The organism is Azospirillum sp. CT11-132 (genome assembly GCF_047302835.1).
Lineage (GTDB): Bacteria > Pseudomonadota > Alphaproteobacteria > Azospirillales > Azospirillaceae > Azospirillum.
The window spans coordinates 1,038,872-1,057,316 of sequence record NZ_JBGLZA010000003.1 but is presented as its reverse complement, the minus strand read 5'-3'; the positions used below and the strand labels follow the sequence as shown (position 1 = coordinate 1,057,316).

The following is an 18,445-nucleotide window of genomic DNA, read 5'->3' as shown; positions in this document are numbered from 1 at the left end:
CTGGGCGGGGAGGGAGTCTGCCGCGGGGCGGCGGAGTTCCCTCCCCTGCGAAGCGGGGGAGGGTTAGGGTGGGGGCAACCGCCTCTACTACTCTGCTCTACACTAGAGCCGTTCAGCTCGCTTCGGCGGCGCGCTGGTGACGCTTGCGCTCGTTCGGGTCGAGGTAGCGCTTGCGCAGGCGGATCGACTTCGGCGTCACTTCCACCAACTCGTCGTCGGAGATGTAGGACAGCGCCTTTTCCAGGGTCATCTGGATCGGCGGGGTCAGGCGAACCGCCTCGTCCTTGCTGGTGGTGCGGATGTTCGTCAGCTGCTTGCCCTTGATGACATTGACCTCGAGGTCATTGCCGCGGGTGTGCTCGCCGATGATCATGCCCTGGTACACCGGCACGCCCGGATCGATCAGCATCGGGCCGCGATCTTCCAGGTTCCACAGGGCGTAAGCCACCGCGGTGCCGTCGCTGTTGGAAATCAGCACGCCGGTGCGGCGAGCCGCGATGGCGCCCTTGAAGGGAGCATAGCCGTGGAACAGGCGGTTCATGATGCCGGTGCCGCGGGTGTCGGTCAGGAACTCGCCCTGATAGCCGATCAGGCCGCGCGACGGGGCGTGGAAGACGATGCGGGTCTTGTTGCCGCCCGAGGGGCGCATCTCGATCAGGTCGGCCTTGCGCTCCGACATCTTCTGAACGACGGTGCCCGAGAACTCCTCGTCGACGTCGACGACGACTTCCTCGATCGGCTCCAGGCGCTGGCCGTTCAGCGGGTCGGTCTTGAACAGCACGCGCGGACGGCTGATCGCCAGCTCATACCCCTCGCGGCGCATGGTCTCGATCAGGATGCCCAGCTGCAGTTCGCCGCGGCCGGCCACTTCGAAGGCGTCGCCGCCCTCGGTGTCGGCGATGCGCAGAGCCACGTTGCCTTCCGCTTCGCGGAACAGGCGGTCGCGGATCATGCGGCTGGTGACCTTGTCGCCCTCGCGGCCGGCCAGCGGGCTGTCGTTGACCGAGAAGGTCATCGCCAGGGTCGGCGGGTCGATCGGCTGGGCGGCCAGCGGCTCGGAAACTTCCGGCGCGCAGATGGTGTCGGCCACCGTGGTGTTGGTCAGGCCGGCCAGCGCGACGATGTCGCCGGCATGCGCCTCTTCCACCGGAACGCGCTCCAGGCCGCGGAAGGCCAGCACCTTGCTGATGCGGGCGTTCTCGACCAGCTTGCCGTCGCGGCTCATCGACTTGACGGCCATGTTGACCTTGACCGAACCCGTCTGGATGCGGCCGGTCAGGATGCGGCCCAGATAGGGGTTCGCTTCCAGCGTGGTCGCCAGCATGGTGAAGGGCAGGTCTTCCTCGACCTTCGGGGCCGGGACATGGTCGCGGATCAGCTCGAACAGCGGGGTCAGCGTCTCGCGGGCGCCGTTCTCCAGGTCCGTGGTCGCCCAGCCGTTGCGGCCCGAGGCGAACAGGGTCGGGAAGTCCAGCTGCTCGTTCGAGGCGTCGAGCGAGGCGAACAGGTCGAACACCTCGTCATGCACCTCGTGCGGACGGCCGTCGGGACGGTCCACCTTGTTGATGACGACGATCGGGCGCAGGCCGAGCTTCAGGGCCTTGCCCAGCACGAACTTGGTCTGCGGCAGCGGGCCTTCGGCCGCGTCGCAGAGCAGGACGACGCCGTCGACCATGGAGAGGATGCGCTCCACCTCGCCGCCGAAATCGGCGTGGCCGGGGGTGTCGACGATGTTGATGCGCAGGTCGTTCCACAGAACGGACGTGCACTTGGCCAGGATGGTGATGCCGCGCTCGCGCTCCAGATCGTTGGAGTCCATGGCGCGCTCAGCCACCTGCTGGTTCTCGCGGAACGAGCCGGCCTGCTTGAGGAGTTGGTCAACCAGCGTGGTCTTGCCGTGGTCGACGTGGGCGATGATGGCGACGTTACGGAGATTCATGGAGCCTTCGGTCTCGCAATGGCACCCCCGACACGCAGCAGCGTCATGCCACAAACAACAAAAAGGCCCGACGAAGATTAATCCGTGGGCGCTGTCGGGGAAACTGTTGCGGCGCAATATATGGATCCTCGGCCAAAACGCAAGCGCCGTGCCCTTTGGTCTAACGCGAATTTCCGGGATGGAGCCATGCGTGATTGGACCCTACATTGGGAACGATGATCCGTTTCGCTTCCGCTTCCCGCCGCCGCGCGGCCGCCGCAACGAGGATTGCAGCTGTGCCGCTCAAGGCCCCCATCGCCGCTCCGCTGGTCGCCGCCCTGCTGATGCTGGGGCCGGCGGGCGCCGGGCATGCCCAGGATTCGCCCCCCGACAGCATCCCCGGCGCCGTGCCGGTGGTGCCGCCGCAGAGCGCACCGCCGGAAGCCCCGCCGCCGGGTGAGGAGGTGCGGCCGGCCGGCATCACCTATGAGGTGGACATCACCGGCATCGAGGATGACGGGCTGCGTGGCACGCTGCGCGACGCCTCCACGCTGGTGGAGTTGAAGGACGATCATCCGCCCTCGCTCATCGGGCTGGAGCGGCGGGCCGACAGCGACCGCGACCGTTTGCAGACGGCGCTGCGCTCCGCCGGCTATTACGACGCGAAGCTGGACATCCGCATCGAGGATCCTGCCGCGACCGGCACTCTGCCTGCGGGAGGGGAGGCGGCGCCGGTCAAGGTGACGGTGGCGGTGACTCCGGGACCGCTCTACCACATCAAGACGGTGACGGTGCGCGGCGCCGCCAACTCCACTGGCGGCTCCACATTGCCGAAGGAGGTCGCGACCGACGATCTCGGCCTCGCCGCCGGCTCCCCCGCGGTGGCGCAGAAGGTGCTGGACGCCGAGTCGGAGCTGGTTGGACGGCTGACCAAGCGCGGTTACGCCTTCGCCAAGGCATCGGACCGCGAGGTGGTGGTCGATCATTCCGACCGGACGATGGATGTCGCCTACACCGTCGACCCCGGCCCGCTGACCCGTTATGGCGCCACCCGGATCGAAGGTCTGCAGAAGGTCGACGAGGATCTGGTGCGCGGGCGCCTCGCCTGGAAAGAGGGGCAGGTCTACGACCCCGGCGCCACCGACCGGGCGCGGCAGGACATTGCGGCCCTTCAGGTCTTCGACACCGTGCGCGTGCGGATGGCGGACGAACCGGGGCCGGACGGCGTGACGCCGGTGATCGTCACGGTCAGCGAGCGAAAGCGCCGCTTCATCGGCGGCGGCGTCACCTATTCGACGCAGGACGGGCTGGGCGCCAACGCCTATTGGGGCCACCGCAACCTGTTCGGCGGGGCGGAGCAGTTGCGCCTCGGCGTCGAAGTCGGGCGTGTGGCCGGATCGTCCGGCGGCACGTCGAGCAAGGGCAACGACCTGCCGGACCTGCGCTTCAGCGTCAATTTCCGCAAGCCCGACTTCCTGGCGGTGAAGCAGTCGCTGCTGGTCAATTTTGCCGTGGTGAACGACCAGCCGCCGGCCTATAGCCGCGTCGCGTCGGAACTGACGGTCAAGCTGGAAAGGCCGCTGACCGATCAGCTGACCATCAGCTATGGTGTGACCGGCGAGCGCGGGCGGGTGCGGACGGAGGACAAGACCTATCAGACCTCCTTCATCGGCGTGCCGCTGGGGGCGGCCTGGAACGGCACCGACAATTTGCTGAACCCCACCTCCGGCCAGCGGGCCTCGCTGCAGGTGACGCCCTGGTTCCCGGTTGGCGGAGATACCGAGTCGCCCTTCACCTCGGTGCTGTTCAACGGCTCCACCTATTACGATCTCGGCAATGACGGGCGCTACGTCGCCGCGGCGCGGATCGGGCTGGGCAGCATCCTCGGCACCTCGCTGTCGGACATCCCGCCCGACCATCGCTTCTATGCCGGCGGCGGCGGCTCGGTGCGCGGCTACGGCTTCCAGAAGGCGGGGCCGCGTGACCGCTATGACGATCCGGTCGGCGGCCGGTCGCTGTTCGAGATCGGGGCGGAACTGCGCATCAAGGTGACGGAGAGCATCGGCATCGTGCCCTTCGTCGATGCCGGCACCGTCTATGATTCGGCCTATCCGGACTTCAGTGAGCCTCTGCGCGTCGGCGCCGGTCTGGGTCTGCGCTACTACACCGACTTCGGCCCTCTGCGCGTCGATGTCGGCGTTCCCCTCAACCCCGCCGACGGCGATGCGCGCTGGCAGCTGTATCTCAGCCTGGGGCAGGCGTTCTAATCTCCCTCTCCCGCCCCGGGAGAGGGCACGACGTCAAGGGCGCAATTTCGTCCCAATCCTCCGGGACGATGACCGTTTATTGCGGTTGAGACAACGGTGGCGCTGGTGAAAGGGCATGGTGTGACGGCGGTTCGCTTATTTCTGGTCGGTCTGACGATCCTCACCGGCCTGTTGGCCGATCCGCAGCCCGTCCGGGCTTTTTCGCTGTTCTCAGGCGATACCGCCCGTGAGTGGTTGACGGAGAAGATCGAGGGGGCGGTCGAATCGCCGGACATGCACCTGAAGCTCGGCGCGATCGAAGGCAGCATCCCCACCGACTTCACCATCGCCACCGTGACGCTGGCCGACAGCCAAGGCGTCTGGCTGACCATCGACCGGCTGCATGTGGTGATGTCGCCCTCGGCGCTGTTCATGCGCAGCGCCAGGATCGATGCGCTGGAGGCGGCTTCGGTGGTGGTGACCCGCGCACCGGTCAGCACCCAGCCCGCCACGCCGTCCGATCCCAACGCCTCGCTGCTGCCCAGCCTGCCGGTGGACATCGACCTGAAGAAGCTGGTGGTGGAACGGCTGGACCTGGCGCCGGCGCTGCTGGGCGAACAGGCCGTGCTGCGCATTGCCGGCTCGGTGCTGTTGGAGCATGGCGGTGGGGCGCTGAACGCAAACCTGTCGGTGGCGCGCATCGACGACAAGCCCGGCAAGGCCGATCTGGTCGCCGCCTTCGATCCTGGCAAGAACACGCTCAACCTGTCGGTCAACGCGTCGGAACCGGCGGGCGGCGTCATGGCCCGCGCGCTGTCGATGCCGGGCCTGCCACCGGTCGAACTGGCGTTGAAGGGCGACGGCACGCTGGACGACTGGACCGGCAAGCTGACCGCCACCGCCGGCGAGGCGGCATCGCCTACCGGCACGTTGAATGCGGACGCCACCATCAAGAAGGCGCCGGAGGGGCATCTCCTGACGCTCGCGGCCGGCGGAAATTTCGCGCCGCTGATCGCCGGATTGGCGGGCGACACGGTGACTCCGCTGATCGGTCCCAGCCCGACGCTGAACGCGACCGTGCTGCGGGCGCCGTCGGGGGCCATCACCCTGCGTCCGCTGGCGCTGACCGTCGCCGCCGCGAATGCGACGGTGAATGGCGACATCGGCGCCGACTACAACAGCCTCAACCTGCGGTGGACCGTCCAGGCCGGGCCGGACTCCACCCTGCATCCGCTGGTGCCGCTGTCCTGGCGCGAGGGGGTGGTGGAAGGCTCCGCCGAAGGGGCGCTGAGCGCGCTGAACGTCGCGGTGAACGCCACTCTGCGCGACCTCGCGGCCGACGATCCGGCGCTGTCCCGCCTGACCGGTCCGGAGACCACCCTGGCCGCCCGCGCGCGGATCGACACCGGCAGCGGCGGGATCGGGCTGGAGACGCTGGCGCTCAACGCCGCCGCCGCGCGGGCCGAGGCGAAGGGGACCATCGGTGGCTGGGGCCAGACCGCCGACCTGACCCTGAGCGCGAGCGCCGACGACCTTGCCCCGCTGTCCGGCCTCGCCGGCCGGCCGCTGGCCGGCGCCGTGGCGCTGTCGGGGCCGGTCAAGCGAGTCGCCGACGGCACGCTGACCGCCGATCTGACCGGTAGCCTCGACCGGCTGTCCACCGGCACCCCGGCCGATGCGGTGCTGGGCGACAAGGCGACGCTGGCCCTGGCGGCACGCATGGATCCCGACGGTGCCATGCGGCTGACCGACCTGACGGTGGATGGACGCAACGGCAAGCTGACCGGCACCGCGGCTCTGGCGGACAACAAGGTCGATGCGCGAACCACCCTGACGGTGGCGAAGCTGGAACCGCTGGGCACGGCGCTCGGCACGCCGATGGAGGGAGCGGCGACGCTTGAGGCGACCGCCCGCGGTCCGCTCGACGCCATCCAGGCGCAGGCGACGCTGAACGCCCGCGACCTCGTGGTGCAGGGCCGCCGGCTGGGCGCCACGGAGGTGAAGGCGACCGCCGCCGGCCTGCCGGCCACGCCGAACGGCACGGTGTCGGCCCGCACCAACCTGGACAAGACTCCGCTGTCGCTCGACGGGCGCTACGCGCTGCGTGAGCAGACGCTGCGGCTGGACGGGCTGACCATTGCCAACGGCACCAACCGGATCACGGGCGAGGCGCAGGTGGCGCTCGACACGCTGCTCGCCACCGGCCGGCTGGAGGGCAAGCTGCCCAACCTGAACGGCCTGTCGGAACTGGCGGGCATGCCGCTCGGCGGTGGGGCGAGCTTCACCCTGGCGCTGGACGGCAAGGGCGGCAAGCAGGCCGCCAGCCTGACCGCCGACGCCAGCAATCTTCGGGTGGATGGCGAAGGCGGACCGCTGCTGACCGCCCGGAAACTGACGGCCAAGGCCGACGTCGCCGACGCGCTCGGCACCCCCACCGGCAAGGCGCGGGTGGAGATGACCGACGGCAACGCCGCGGGCAACGACCTGCGCAGCGTCACCGCCTCCGTCGACGGGTCGCTGGCGAAGGCCAGCTTCCAGGCCAACGCCAATGGCGCCGGCGCGCAGCCGGTCGCGCTCGACCTCGCCGGTGGGCTGGCGATGGATGGCGGCGTGACCCGCATCCGGCTCGACCGCCTGCAGGCGCGCTATGCCGGCGAGGATCTGCGGATGACCGCCCCCGCCACCATCCTGCTGGCCGACCGCCGCTATGAGGTGAAGGAACTGCGGCTGTCGTCCGGCAATGCCCGGCTGGCCGCCGACCTGGGCCTGAACGGCGAGCGGCTGAGCGGCGAGCTGACCATCGACCGCCTGCCGCTGGCGCTGGCGAAGCTCGCCAGCCCGACGCTGGCGCTGGATGGCGTCGCCAATGCGCGCGCGTCGCTGGGCGGCACGCTGCGCAACCCGCGTGCCGACGCCACCCTGCGGATCAGCGGGTTGAAGGCGCAGCAGACCACCCAGGCCGGACTGCCCGGCATCGACGCCACGGCGGACATCCAATGGCGCGACCGCCGGCTGACTCTGGCCAGCCGGGTCGCGATGCCGAAGAATGCCGGCACGCTGACCGCCAACGCCGCCCTGCCGCTGGTGATGGACCCGGACAGCTACGCCGTCAGCGTGCCGCCCAATGGCACTCTGGAGGCGGCGGTCAACGGCACGGTGGATATGTCGCTCGCGAACGACCTGCTCGCCGCATCGGGCGACCGGGCGCGCGGATCGCTGCGGCTGGACGTGCGGGCCGGCGGCACGGTGGGCAAGCCGACTCTCGGCGGATCGGTGGTGCTGGCGAACGGGCGTTACGAGAACCGGGCCTCGGGTGCCGTCATCACCAACATCGAGGCGAGGCTGGTCGGCGACGGCGACGTCTTCACCATCCAGAGCTTCCGCGGCCGGACCCGCAACGGCGGGGCGATCACCGCCAATGGCGTCATCCGTCCGGGTGCCGCCGCCGACCAGCAGTTGGACATCAGGCTGCAGGCCGACAATGCCCGGCTGCTGGAGATCGATCTGGTGACGGCGGAGATCGGGGCGAATCTGACCCTGACCGGCGGCTTCGCCAACGCCCGGCTCGCCGGGCCGGTCGACATCCGCCGCGCCGAAATCCAGGTTCCCGACCGCATGCCCGCCAATGTCGTCGATCTGAAGGTGACGGAGGTCGGAAAGGGCCGTCGCGCCCGCGGGACGACCCAGGTGTCCACCGCCGGCGGCACGCGCCGGGTGCCGTCTCCGCAGGAGGCGCCTCCGGCAGCTTCGCCCTTCGTGCTGGCGCTGGACATGACGGTGAATGCGCCGAATCAGATCTTCGTGCGCGGTCGCGGGCTGAATGCTGAGTTGGGCGGCAACCTGCGTGTGGGCGGCACCGCCGCCGCGCCGGAGGTGACCGGCCGCTTCACCATCCTGAAAGGCAGCCTGGACCTGCTGGCCAAGAACTTCGAGTTCAAGCGCGGCATCTTCGATTTCGACGGCACACAGCCGATCGACCCCCGGCTGGATCTGCTGGCCGAGGCGACGGCCAACGGCATCACCGCCGACGTCGTGGTCAGCGGCACCGCCCGCCAGCCGAAGATCGAGCTGACCTCTCCGCAGGGACTTCCGCAGGACGAGGTGCTGGCCGGCGTGCTGTTCGGCAAGTCGGTCGGCGACCTGAGCGCCGCGGAAGCGGTTCAGCTGGCCCAGTCGGCGGCGTCGCTGGCGGGGATCGGCGGCGGTGGCGGCGGCATCCTGGACAAGGTGCGCCGCGGCCTGGGCGTCGACCGGCTGGACTTCACCCAGGGCGAGAACGGCAAGGGCGGCGCCGTTCAGGCCGGCCGCTACGTCAGCGACCGCGTCTATGTCGGCGTCGAACAGGGCATCGGCGCCAACCAGAGCCGGGCCAAGGTCGAGATCGACATCACCAAGAACCTGAAGGGCACCGCCGCGGTCGGAGCCAATTCGGAGACCAAGTTCGGGGTGATCTACGAGAAGGATTATTGAGAGGGGCTGTCGGCTGACGACGCCCCCACCTGACCTCAACGCCCCACGACGATCCGCGCGTGCGACGGCACCGGCACGATGCCGTCCACCGCCTGGGCATCGAACCGCCTGGCGATGTCCTGCTCCAACGCCTTGCGCCGTTCCGCGCTCAATCCGCCCAGCCGGTGGCCGAAGCTCATGTCCAGCGCGGCGCGCCAGAAGGGCTGGCCGGCGGGGGCCTTGCGCACCGGGGTCAACTCGGTCTCCGAGGTTTCGGCAAAGCCGGTGGCCCGCATCACTTCGGACAGCAATCCCGGCTTGGCGAAGCGGAACAGCGGGTCGAGGCTGCCGTCCTCGCCGAGATGGTCTGCGACCACGTCGCCGATCTCCGCGAACAGCCCGTTGCCGGCCCGCGGTCCCCACACCATGAAGGCCGCCTTGCCGCCGGGGCGCAGGACGCGCCGCACCTCGCGCAGGGCGGCGTCCACGCCCGGCACGAACATGATGCCGAACCGGCAGGTCACCCCGTCGAAGGCGGCGTCGGCGAAGGGCAGGGCGGTCATGTCGGCGGCGGTGAAGGCGGGCGCCGGTCCCTCGACGCTGCGGGCACGGCGGACGGCGCCGGCCATCATGCCGGGGACAAGGTCGCTGCCCACCACCAGCCCGTCCGGTCCGGCCCGGCGCGCGGCGCTCAGCGCCGGCTCGCCCGCGCCCGATGCGAGGTCGAGCAGCCGGTGACCCTCCGTCAGACCGGCGGCATCCAGAAGCGGGCGGTTCAGCTTGTCGGCCAGATCGGCCATCGGATCGGCCCAACGGTCCCAGGCGTCGGCGCTGGCGGCCCAGCGGTCACGCTCTCTGACGGCATCGGGATGGCCAGCATCGGGAGCGGGGGTGTCGGGTAAGGTGGTCGCGGTCAATGGAGAAGCCTCGCCGTGCCGGCCACGCGCTGGACCGTGTCGGCGTCGTTCAGCCGTTCGCCCAGCGCCGACAACTCGTCGGACAGCTTGCGGTTGGCGTCGGTCAGTTGCTGGATGCGGGTCTGCGCCGCCTGCTGCTGCTGGGACAGGGTCGCCACCGTCTCCGTCAGCTTGCGGATTTGCTGGGACTGGCGGGCCGCGGCCTCGTTCAGGCTGCGGCGGATCGATCCGACGGCCACCAGCACGACGGTGCTGACGGTCACGCCGGCCATGATGGCGACGATGCTGATCCCGGTGAACCAGTCCATGGGCCGGAAGCTTCGGCCCATTTCACCGTTCGGTCAAGCAGCCTGACAGTTTGCCAACACAACGGACCCGGCGCCATGGTCGGCGCCGGGTCCGCAAAACTTAAAAATCAGCGGGTGTCGTCAGCCGACGGACCCGCTGACCGGACGCTCCGCCTTCATGCGCAGTTCCTTCAGGTGATCGCCGAAGGCGCGCAGGACCGGCATGATGCGCTGGGTCTGGTCGGTGGTGACGTGGGCGTCCGTCTTCAGCACGATGGTCGGCGCCTCGCTCATCAGGCGCTTGGCGCGCATCGGGCCGACCTTGTCGTCGAGGAACATGGCCATGCCCATCAGGATGCCCAGCGTGACGTCGTCCGGAGCCTTGGGCAGGGCCAGGACTTCATGAAGCTCGTTCAGCAGCGTGTAGGCGACGATGGAGGTGCGTTCGATGGTGTCGACGTCGGCGGCCATGGGCATCGGGCAGGTCCTCGGGAAACGTTCGGATGAAACGTTGCAGGTGAGACGCTGGCGGGTGACGCGGGATGGCGTCCCCATGGGCGCCAGCGCTTGCGAAATCCGTCGTGCCCCGAGGGTAATCGTCATTTTATAACCAAAGTGTTAACCAAGCCACTCCCGAGTCGTTCGAGTCGCATTTTTCCGAGTCGCAATCTCACGTTCTCAGCGTTTTCCGCCGCTGCGCGTTCTGGTCGAAAGCGACAGTTCGGCGACTTCCTCTCGCGCGCTGCTGACGAGGCCGGCCGACTGGACGACGCCACGGTTGAAGGGGTGATAGGTCTGCGCGTAGATGCTGCGGATTTTCGTCACGTAATCCTTCGTCTCCCGGTAGGGCGGGATGCCCTTGTACTGCAGGACCGCCCCCTCGCCGGCATTGTAGCCCGCCAGCGCATAGGCGACGTTGCCGTCGAAATAGGCCAGCAGCCAGCGCAGATACTTCATGCCGCCGCGCAGATTCTGTTCGGCGTTGAAGGGGTCGGAGACGCCGAAGCGTTCGGCTGTTTCCGGGATCAGCTGCATCAGACCCTGGGCGTTCTTGTTCGACACGACGTCGACGCGGTAGCCGGACTCGACCGCGATGACCGCCAGCACCAGATCGGGATCGAGGCCGTAGGTCGGCGCCATCTTCTGCACCATGGCGCGGATTTCGGCCGGCGGCTTGCGGATGATGCCCCAGCGCAGGTTGGGCGGCTCGCAACGGTCGGGCGTCTTCACCTTGGCGCTGACAGTGCCGACCAGCCGCTCCGCCTGTTCGTTGCCGAGGGACGCGGCCTTGCGCAGCCAGGCACGGCCGAGATCGGCGTCCTTGGATACGCCGCCCGCCCCGGCCATATGCATCCGGCCGGCCATCAACGCCGCGTCGGCAAAGTCCTGACGGGCTGCACGGCAATAGAGGGATAAGGCGAGCCGGGAGTCGGCCTTCACCCCGTCGGCGCGGTCGTAATGCTGCGCCAATTCGTATTGGGCGCGGGCGCTGCCCTTGCTGGCCAGGGCCTCCAGCGCGGCGACGGTCTTTTCGGCGATGCCGGCATTCGCGGGCGCTGCCGCCAGCAGGGCAGGCAGGAGCACTGCCGCAGACAGCGCGGCCATACGTGCCGGGCGGGTTCCACGCCTGCCGATGCGCCGTGAGGTTGCGGAAATACGCGACGCGGACGGTGTACCGCAAAGGTTCGTGTGGCCTTCCACAGGACCCCCCTGTATGATTTTCTTCAAGCTTTCGGAGACCATCGAAAGGTCGAAAGCAGAACTCTCGGGGAGGACGCCGCTGCATCCGTCTGGCCGGGTGCCAGGCGTGACGGCGTAAGCCGAAACGGAAGGCCGGCTGCCGGAAAATACATCGCCGTAAGTGCTTGATGTGGCGCTGCCAATAAAAAATGCATAGACCGATCGACGAATGTCGGTCGGTCTTTTTCTTTTCACGTTGGTCATGCGTCCTCCAATCGAGTTGGAGAAATAACGAAAGACCAGATGTAGCGCCAATGCCCGAACGGTGATTGGTGTGGGATACACGGGGTACTCTAGGGGTTAACCGGCCCTATTGTATGACCCATTAGCCTTTTTCCCAACTGGCAGCTCGTTTGTGCGCTCATTACGTACGGATCGGGCCAGATAATCGGCTGCAAATTCGATGGCCCCGGACGATGGAGATTTCCGCGTCCGGGGCCTTCGCGCCGGAGGCCCCGGCATTGTCGCCCGCAGTCGAGCAAGCGGTCGGCGTCGCCGCGGCGAACGGCATTGAAGGAGGCATCGTTTCACCGATGGCGAACCACGTCGCAACAACCTTGAGCCAGCGACTGCGCGGCCCGGCCCTGGCCGATCCGATGCCGTTCGGCGCCGAGGCCGTTGGCCGGACCCGTTCGGACGGCCTGCCGACGTACACAGACCAGGAAAACGCCGATGCCGGGATGGAGACCCATTTGACTGCCCATGCGGAGGCCCATACGGAGGCCAAGCGGGCCGAAGCCGGCACCGAGGCCGGCGAAGCCGATACGGTCGTGGCCGATGCCGGCATCGTGGCCGTTCAGGGGGATGCCCAGGACGAGTTCCGCCCCGACCCCAACGCACCGCCCGATCCGGCGGTGATCCGCCAGATCGAGGAGGAAATCCCACGGCTGCGCCGGTTCGCCCGCGCCATGGTTCGGGATGCGACGCTGGCCGACGATCTGGTTCAGGAATGCCTTGAACGGGCGCTGTCGCGCCTGCATCTGTGGCGGCCCGGCACCAATCTCCGCGCCTGGCTGTTCACCATCCTGCGCAACCTTCACATCAACGGCGTACGCCGCCGCCAGCCGGTGGTCGACATCGACGCCGAGGCGCAGGCCGCGATCGGAGCCGCCCCCGGCTCGCAATTCGTGCGGATGGAACTGCGTGACCTGCGCCGGGCGCTGGCCCTGCTCCCCAACGAACAGCGCGAGGTCGTTCTGCTGATCGGTCTGGAGGGGATTTCCTACAACGAGGCGGCCGACATCCTCGGCATCTCCATCGGAACCGTGAAATCGCGCCTGTCGCGCGGTCGTCGCGCCCTGCGACTGCTGATGGAGGGCGAGAGCCCATCGGACGACGCGGACGCCTGAACACGGACGCTTGAGCGGGCGGGCATTGAGGACAGGATGGATTTCGCGGGGTACCCGGTTGCCGGGTGCCCCGTTTTCATATGCCCACCTCTTTCATCCGTAATGACGGAAAAAAGAACGGCGGCGCCCGCTTGGGACGCCGCCGGAGGCGGGGACAATCGAAGCGCCGCCTGGGCTCGCCGGCCCTGACGTCACCTCAGGAGGAGAGAGTGTTGCAGCGTCAGGAGATACCGCGATCAACCGGGCGGTCCGCCGTTGGTTCCGTCCTGCCGGAAAAGCGGATCGCCCGGTTGGGCGGATTGGACCATCGGCCGGCCTACCGTCGCCGGACCAGACCCATGATCAGGCTGATGGCGAACAGGATCAGGAACAGGAAGAACAGGATCTGCGCGACGCCGGAGCTGGCCGACGCGATCCCACCGAACCCGAGCGCGCCGGCGATCAGCGCGATGACGAAGAAAACGAGAGCCCAATAGAGCATCATACCCTCCCTCGTTCGGCCGAATAGTCACCAAGGACTGCCGGCGTCACGCATGAGACAAGTCGTGGCCGCACCCGCCGTCCCGTCGGCTTTGTCACATGGCCTTTGCTTGTAAGGCAAGTCGGGCCAAGGTGACGGTAAGCACAGCCGGTGCGGCGGCATTCGAAGACCAGAACACTGTCGTCGGTCCAATGTTCCCGCTTCCTGATTGGCCGGGGTATCCGGGCGCCGCAAGGCTGGTGCGGACTGGCATTTATGCAACAATGGGGCTTCCGGCGCGTTTCCGGATCATCAGGCCCGGCAGTCGCCGGCCAATGGGGGACGACAACACGGGAGGATCCTATGAAGACCGGATTGATCCTGGCGGCGATGGCCGCTTCGCTCGCAATGGCGCCGGCGGCGATGGCGCAGCAGACCTACCTGCAAAAAAGCTATTCCGGCGCCTATTCCGGGAGCACCGGTGGCGATGTCTCCGGACTGACGGGTTCCGCCGGCGAATCCTCGTCCGATCTGGCCGGGCGCCGTGGTCGGGGGCAGAAGCCGATCGAACTGCAACAGACGACGCTGCTGAACCAGCTCAGCGCTGCCGGCTATGTGTCGGTGCGCGATTTCCGCAAGGAGGGTGACCGTTACGTCGCCAATGCCATGACCCCGCAAGGGGAGTGGACGACCGTGGTCCTCGACCCGCGCAATCCTTCGACGACGCGCGCGCCGACCCCGGCAACCAAGCCGGCCCACTGACGTCAGTCCAGCAGATGCGACCATGTGCCGGTGAGGCGGCCGACGCCTCCCGGCACGCGGAGATCGTAGAGCGGCAGCGGTTGCTGCAGGCGCTGCCCGGCGTCGCGGCCCAGCGTGCGGACCGCCGTTTCCACCGTGCCGCCGACCGGCAGCCATCCCGAAGCGGCGATCGGCACCACCAGCGCCATCCCCCAGTCCATCCGCCCGCCGAAGCGGCTCTGGGCGCCGTCCGGTCCCTCGGTCCAGGTGGCATGGGCGGTCAGGCCGATGCCGCCGTCGAAGCGGCGCATCACCTCCACCGTTCCGCCCCAATCGCCACCGAGATAGCGCCCGAGCCGCAGCGCAGTGGTCGTGCCGGCACCGGGGGCTTCCCAATAGAAGCTGGCGTGGCCGGTGCCGCGGGCGTCGCCGTGGTCGATGGCGAGGACGCTCTCCGGCCGGCGCTTCCAGACCTGATTGAGGTCGAGGCCGAACGCCCATCGGGTAGCGAGCGGCTGGAACAGCGCCTCCGCACCGACGCCGGCATACATCTCCTCCAGATGACCGCCGGACAGCCGTGTCGTCAGCCCCTCCGCCGGGTTGGCAAGCCACGCCGCATAGGCATGGTCGAGCGCGAGCGGACGGTCGGCATAGCGTGGCAGGTCGCTGCGCACCGGCTGCGCCGCCGGCACGGCGTTGGTGTCCAGCAGTTGCAGATCGCTCGCCGCATTGACGCGCAGTCCGCCACCCAGAACCAGCCCGCGCAGAGGCTCCGCCCGCAGCACCACGTCGGTGTGGGTGCGCTGGGCCACCGCGGTCCCCAACTCGGCCAGATCGAAGCTGGCGACGAGGCGGGTGGACAGGTCGAGCCGCGGGCGCCAGCCCGGTGGCGGGTCCGCCGTTGCGGCAAGTTGCGTCGTCCGCCAGATCTCCTCGGCACTGCCGCGGTGATCGGCGGCCCGTTCCAGGTCGCGGCGCAGCAGGGTAACGCTCGCCGTGTCCAGGCCACCGGCGCCGGTGACGATGCGCAACCGCTCGACCTGCGGCGGCGCCAGATCGGCCAGCAGGCGGGCGGCATCGCCGACCTCGCGCGCCAGCGGCATCCGACCGCTCCCGGCCGGATCGAGCCACAGGGTCGCGACCTCTCCCTCGATTTGGGCGGCGCGGACCGGCAGGCCGCGGCTGCGCGCCACCAGGGCGATGGCATCGGCAGACAGGGCGGAGCCGGCGGACGGGCGGGGCCCGACGCCGGGGGGAGGGCGGTTGGGGCGGTCGGCATCCACCGCCGGGTCGAAGCGGACCGACAGCCGCAGCATCAGGCGTCTACCCTGCTCGTAGGCCGCGCCCAAATCGGCCCAGGACGCCGGGCGCCAGGACAGGCCCAGGCTGTAGCGGCTGCCGGGATCGAAGCCCGGTTCGTCCTGCTGTTGGGCACGGAAGCGGTCGCCGGAGGATTCGAGCTTCAGGCTCAGCTCGTCGATGGGCGTGTGCCACTCCACGCCGCCGAACAGGGCCACCCGCTCGCCGCTGAACCACGCCTTGGGGCCTCGGGTTGTCGGCCATGCCGACGGGTCGCGGTCGCGGCGGAAACGGCCGCCCAGGAAACGCAACGGGTTGCGCAGGTGCCCGGCCTCTCCCAACGTTCCCCATCCCATGCCGAGCGTCAGGTCCAAGTCCCACCAGCGCCGCGACAGGGCGATGTATTCGCCGGCGAAGCGGCCCTTGCCGGGAAGATCCAGCCCCGACCCGGTGACGTCGCGCCCGCCGATCACCAGGGCCGGCCCGCGCTCATCCTCCCTCCGCAACCGGAGTTTCAGATCGAGGCCGGGTTCGGTGAGGCCGTAATAGCCGGGATAGGCGCTGTTGCGCGCGGTGACCTCCAGCCAGGGCATCGGCTGGGCGGATATGGTGTAGTGGCGGTGCAGGTCGCCAAGCGCGGTCAACCCGCCGCTCATCGAACCGTCTGGCGCCATGCGGGCATTCGGCATCTGCAACAGCCCGATCCCGCCCCAGTCGGACAGGCTGTATTGCACCTCATCAGCCAGGGCGGGGGCCAGGACCACGGGTGCCGCAAGAAGAACAATAAAGGCAGTGTGGCGCACGCTCTGATCGCGAAGGTTCGGAGATACGATCCGATCCTTCGCGAGTCATGCGTATGAATGCAACTGAAAAGACGCGGGAGGCCGTCGCCGTTACGGCGCCTCGACCACCTCGAAGTCATGGGTGATGGTGGCGGTCTGGCCCAGCATGATCGAGGCGGAGCAGTATTTCTCCGCCGACAGGGCGATGGCGCGCTCCACCTTGGCGGGATCCAGCTTGCGGCCGGTCACGGTGAAATGGACGTGGATCTTGGTGAAGACCTTCGGATCGGTGTCCGCCCGCTCGGCCTCGATGGCGGCGACGCAGTCGGTGATCTGCTGGCGGCCCTTTTCCAGGATCATCACCACGTCGAAGCAGGTGCAGCCGCCCATGCCGATCAGCAGCATTTCCATCGGGCGGATGCCGGCATTGCGGCCGCCGGATTCCGGGGCGCCGTCCATCACCACGGCATGGCCGCTGCCGGATTCGCCGACGAACATCTTGCCGTCCACCCAAGTGACGCGCGCCTTCATGACCATTTCCTTCGTTCACTGTTGATCGTGAGTGTCCGCGCGAAGCTAGGCGCGGCGGCGGGGCGGCGCAAGGGGGCGCGGCGCTTCCATCACCGGGCTTGTCTGGCGGCGCCCGCTCGCCCAAAGTCGACGGTGCAGCGACGCATATTGCGATGACGAGGCCCTTCACCATGCCGCACGGCCATTCCCATGGCGGTTCTTCCGAAGTGGGTCACAGCCATGCCGGGCACGACCACGGTGACCATCACCATCACGGGCCGGCGCGATACGACCGGTCCTTCGCGCTTGGGGCATTGCTGAACATCGGCTTCGTGGTCGTGGAGGCGGTCTATGGGCTGCTCGCCAACTCCACGGCGCTGCTGGCCGATGCCGGGCATAATCTCAGCGACGTGATGGGGTTGCTGCTGGCTTGGGGAGCGGTCTGGCTGGGCCGGCGGATTCCGCAGGGGCGCTACACCTACGGCTTCGGCAATGCGTCGATCCTGGCGTCGCTGCTGAACGCGATGATCCTGCTGATCGCCGTCGGCGCCATCCTGCTGGAGGCGGCCAACCGTATCGCCGATCCGGAGCCGGTGGGGGAAACCACGGTGATGGTGGTGGCGGTGATCGGCATCGTCATCAACGCCTGGACCGCGTGGCTGTTCATGGGCGGGCAGAAGCAGGACATCAACCTGCGCGGCGCCTATCTGCACATGGCGGCCGATGCGGCGGTGTCCCTGGGCGTCGTGCTGGCAGCGCTGGCGATCCGCTTCACCGGCTGGCTGTGGCTGGACCCGGTGACCAGCATCGTCATTGCCGTGGTCATCATCGCCGGCACCTGGGGTCTGCTGCGCGATTCGGTGCGGCTGGCGATGGACGCCGTGCCCGACGGCATCGACCGGGCAGGAGTCGAGCGCTATCTGGCCGCGCTGCCCGGTGTCGTCACCGTGCATGACCTGCACATCTGGCCGATCAGCACGACGGAAACCGCCCTGACTGCCCATCTCGTCCGCCCCGGCATGGGGCAGGACGACGCCCTTCTGCTGGAGATCTCGACGGTGCTGAAGGAGCGCTTCGGCATCGGCCATGCCACCATCCAGGTGGAGCATGACGGCAGTTGCTGCCGCCTTGCCCCAGCGGAGGTGGTCTGAGCCCTTAGACCTGCTCGCGGGCGAGGCGGCGGGCGTTGGCGCGCACCTTGTGGTAGGCGGGGTTCATGCTGGCAGCCGCCAGCGCCGCCGTCGCCTCGATCAGACGCAGGTTGGCGTGGATGCCGGCATCGACCGCGTCGGCCAGCAGGCGCTGCTGCACGTCGACGATCTCCACCGGGTTCTTGCAGGTGGCAAGCCCGCCGATGGTGGCCGCCGCCGCCTGGGTCTGCTTGGTGATCATGGTGATCCAGGCCTGCCCGAACTCGCCGATGCCGGTGGCCACCGCATGAAAGGCTTCGACGGCCGCCTCCACCTTCTCCGACCCCATGCGGATGAATTCCGGGTTGGCGAAGTCGATGGGATTCGACAGCGCCGCCGTCATCATCGCGGTGCGATAGCCGATGGTCTGCGCCGCCGCGACGCCCATTTCGCTGCTGCGAAGGCCGGTCTTGGTAAGCTGGCCCGCCACCGCCAGAAGCCTGTCGGTGGGATGGCCGTTGCCGGCGTTCTGTGATGACATGGGCGTCGCCCCTCTCAAAAAATCGTTGTCGGAACTTGGCTGCAGCATCAACGCTGCACTGCAGCATAGGTTCCGG

General features: G+C 68.5%; 14 protein-coding genes. 5 read left to right on the top strand and 9 right to left on the bottom strand.

Features of this window, described 5'->3' with window-relative positions; translation table 11 throughout:
* Nucleotides 1-112: 112 nt before the first annotated feature.
* Nucleotides 113-1,939 (bottom strand): translational GTPase TypA, encoded by a 1,827-nt coding sequence (gene typA, locus ACCD06_RS10785; protein ID WP_109076391.1) that lies wholly within the window; start codon nt 1,937-1,939, stop codon nt 113-115.
* Between the two features lie 275 nt (nt 1,940-2,214).
* On the opposite strand from typA, the gene ACCD06_RS10780 reads away from it, so the two are divergent.
* Together ACCD06_RS10780 and ACCD06_RS10775 are read left to right on the top strand one after the other, a co-directional pair.
* The gene (locus tag ACCD06_RS10780; RefSeq protein ID WP_413340586.1) at nt 2,215-4,185 is read left to right on the top strand and encodes an autotransporter assembly complex protein TamA; all 1,971 of its coding nucleotides are present in this window, start codon (nt 2,215-2,217) and stop codon (nt 4,183-4,185) included.
* A gap of 96 nt (nt 4,186-4,281) precedes the next feature.
* Nucleotides 4,282-8,634 carry a translocation/assembly module TamB domain-containing protein gene (locus ACCD06_RS10775; RefSeq protein WP_413340584.1) on the top strand — a complete coding sequence of 1,451 codons (4,353 nt, stop codon included), beginning with the start codon at nt 4,282-4,284 and terminating at the stop codon, nt 8,632-8,634.
* Between the two features lie 35 nt (nt 8,635-8,669).
* Here ACCD06_RS10775 and ACCD06_RS10770 read toward each other — a convergent pair whose 3' ends face one another.
* The 4 genes from ACCD06_RS10770 to ACCD06_RS10755 form a co-directional block, all read right to left on the bottom strand.
* The gene (locus ACCD06_RS10770) at nt 8,670-9,530 is read right to left on the bottom strand and encodes a class I SAM-dependent methyltransferase (RefSeq protein WP_413340582.1); all 861 of its coding nucleotides are present in this window, start codon (nt 9,528-9,530) and stop codon (nt 8,670-8,672) included.
* A complete protein-coding gene (locus ACCD06_RS10765) occupies nt 9,527-9,838 on the bottom strand; it encodes a hypothetical protein (RefSeq protein ID WP_109157472.1) in 312 nt (103 codons plus the stop codon). The genes ACCD06_RS10770 and ACCD06_RS10765 overlap by 4 nt, the downstream gene beginning before the upstream one ends.
* 120 nt (nt 9,839-9,958) lie before the next feature.
* Nucleotides 9,959-10,294, bottom strand: a complete 336-nt coding sequence (locus ACCD06_RS10760; protein WP_109152017.1) for a hypothetical protein — start codon at nt 10,292-10,294, stop codon at nt 9,959-9,961.
* 201 nt (nt 10,295-10,495) lie between these two features.
* On the bottom strand, nt 10,496-11,422 hold the full coding sequence (locus ACCD06_RS10755) for a lytic transglycosylase domain-containing protein (RefSeq protein WP_247882769.1): 927 nt from the start codon (nt 11,420-11,422) through the stop codon (nt 10,496-10,498).
* A 668-nt stretch (nt 11,423-12,090) separates the two neighbouring features.
* Here ACCD06_RS10755 and ACCD06_RS10750 point away from each other — a divergent pair.
* Nucleotides 12,091-12,906, top strand: a complete 816-nt coding sequence (locus ACCD06_RS10750; protein WP_247871659.1) for an RNA polymerase sigma factor — start codon at nt 12,091-12,093, stop codon at nt 12,904-12,906.
* A 316-nt stretch (nt 12,907-13,222) separates the two neighbouring features.
* Here ACCD06_RS10750 and ACCD06_RS10745 read toward each other — a convergent pair whose 3' ends face one another.
* A complete protein-coding gene (locus ACCD06_RS10745) occupies nt 13,223-13,387 on the bottom strand; it encodes a DUF1328 domain-containing protein (protein ID WP_109157471.1) in 165 nt (54 codons plus the stop codon).
* A 342-nt stretch (nt 13,388-13,729) separates the two neighbouring features.
* Between ACCD06_RS10745 and ACCD06_RS10740 the strand changes: the two genes are divergently transcribed.
* Nucleotides 13,730-14,128, top strand: coding sequence for a hypothetical protein (locus tag ACCD06_RS10740; protein ID WP_413340579.1), 399 nt, complete (start codon nt 13,730-13,732; stop codon nt 14,126-14,128).
* 2 nt (nt 14,129-14,130) lie between these two features.
* Here ACCD06_RS10740 and ACCD06_RS10735 read toward each other — a convergent pair whose 3' ends face one another.
* Both ACCD06_RS10735 and ACCD06_RS10730 read right to left on the bottom strand, forming a co-directional pair.
* Nucleotides 14,131-16,170: a YjbH domain-containing protein gene (locus ACCD06_RS10735; protein WP_413340577.1), complete on the bottom strand. Its 2,040-nt coding sequence runs from the start codon at nt 16,168-16,170 to the stop codon at nt 14,131-14,133.
* 129 nt (nt 16,171-16,299) lie between these two features.
* On the bottom strand, nt 16,300-16,719 hold the full coding sequence (locus ACCD06_RS10730) for an OsmC family protein (protein WP_109109402.1): 420 nt from the start codon (nt 16,717-16,719) through the stop codon (nt 16,300-16,302).
* A gap of 152 nt (nt 16,720-16,871) precedes the next feature.
* Between ACCD06_RS10730 and ACCD06_RS10725 the strand changes: the two genes are divergently transcribed.
* Nucleotides 16,872-17,849 carry a cation diffusion facilitator family transporter gene (locus ACCD06_RS10725; protein ID WP_413340574.1) on the top strand — a complete coding sequence of 326 codons (978 nt, stop codon included), beginning with the start codon at nt 16,872-16,874 and terminating at the stop codon, nt 17,847-17,849.
* Nucleotides 17,850-17,853: 4 nt separating this feature from the next.
* Here ACCD06_RS10725 and ACCD06_RS10720 read toward each other — a convergent pair whose 3' ends face one another.
* Nucleotides 17,854-18,369, bottom strand: coding sequence for a phasin family protein (locus tag ACCD06_RS10720; RefSeq protein WP_413340571.1), 516 nt, complete (start codon nt 18,367-18,369; stop codon nt 17,854-17,856).
* Nucleotides 18,370-18,445: the final 76 nt, after the last annotated feature.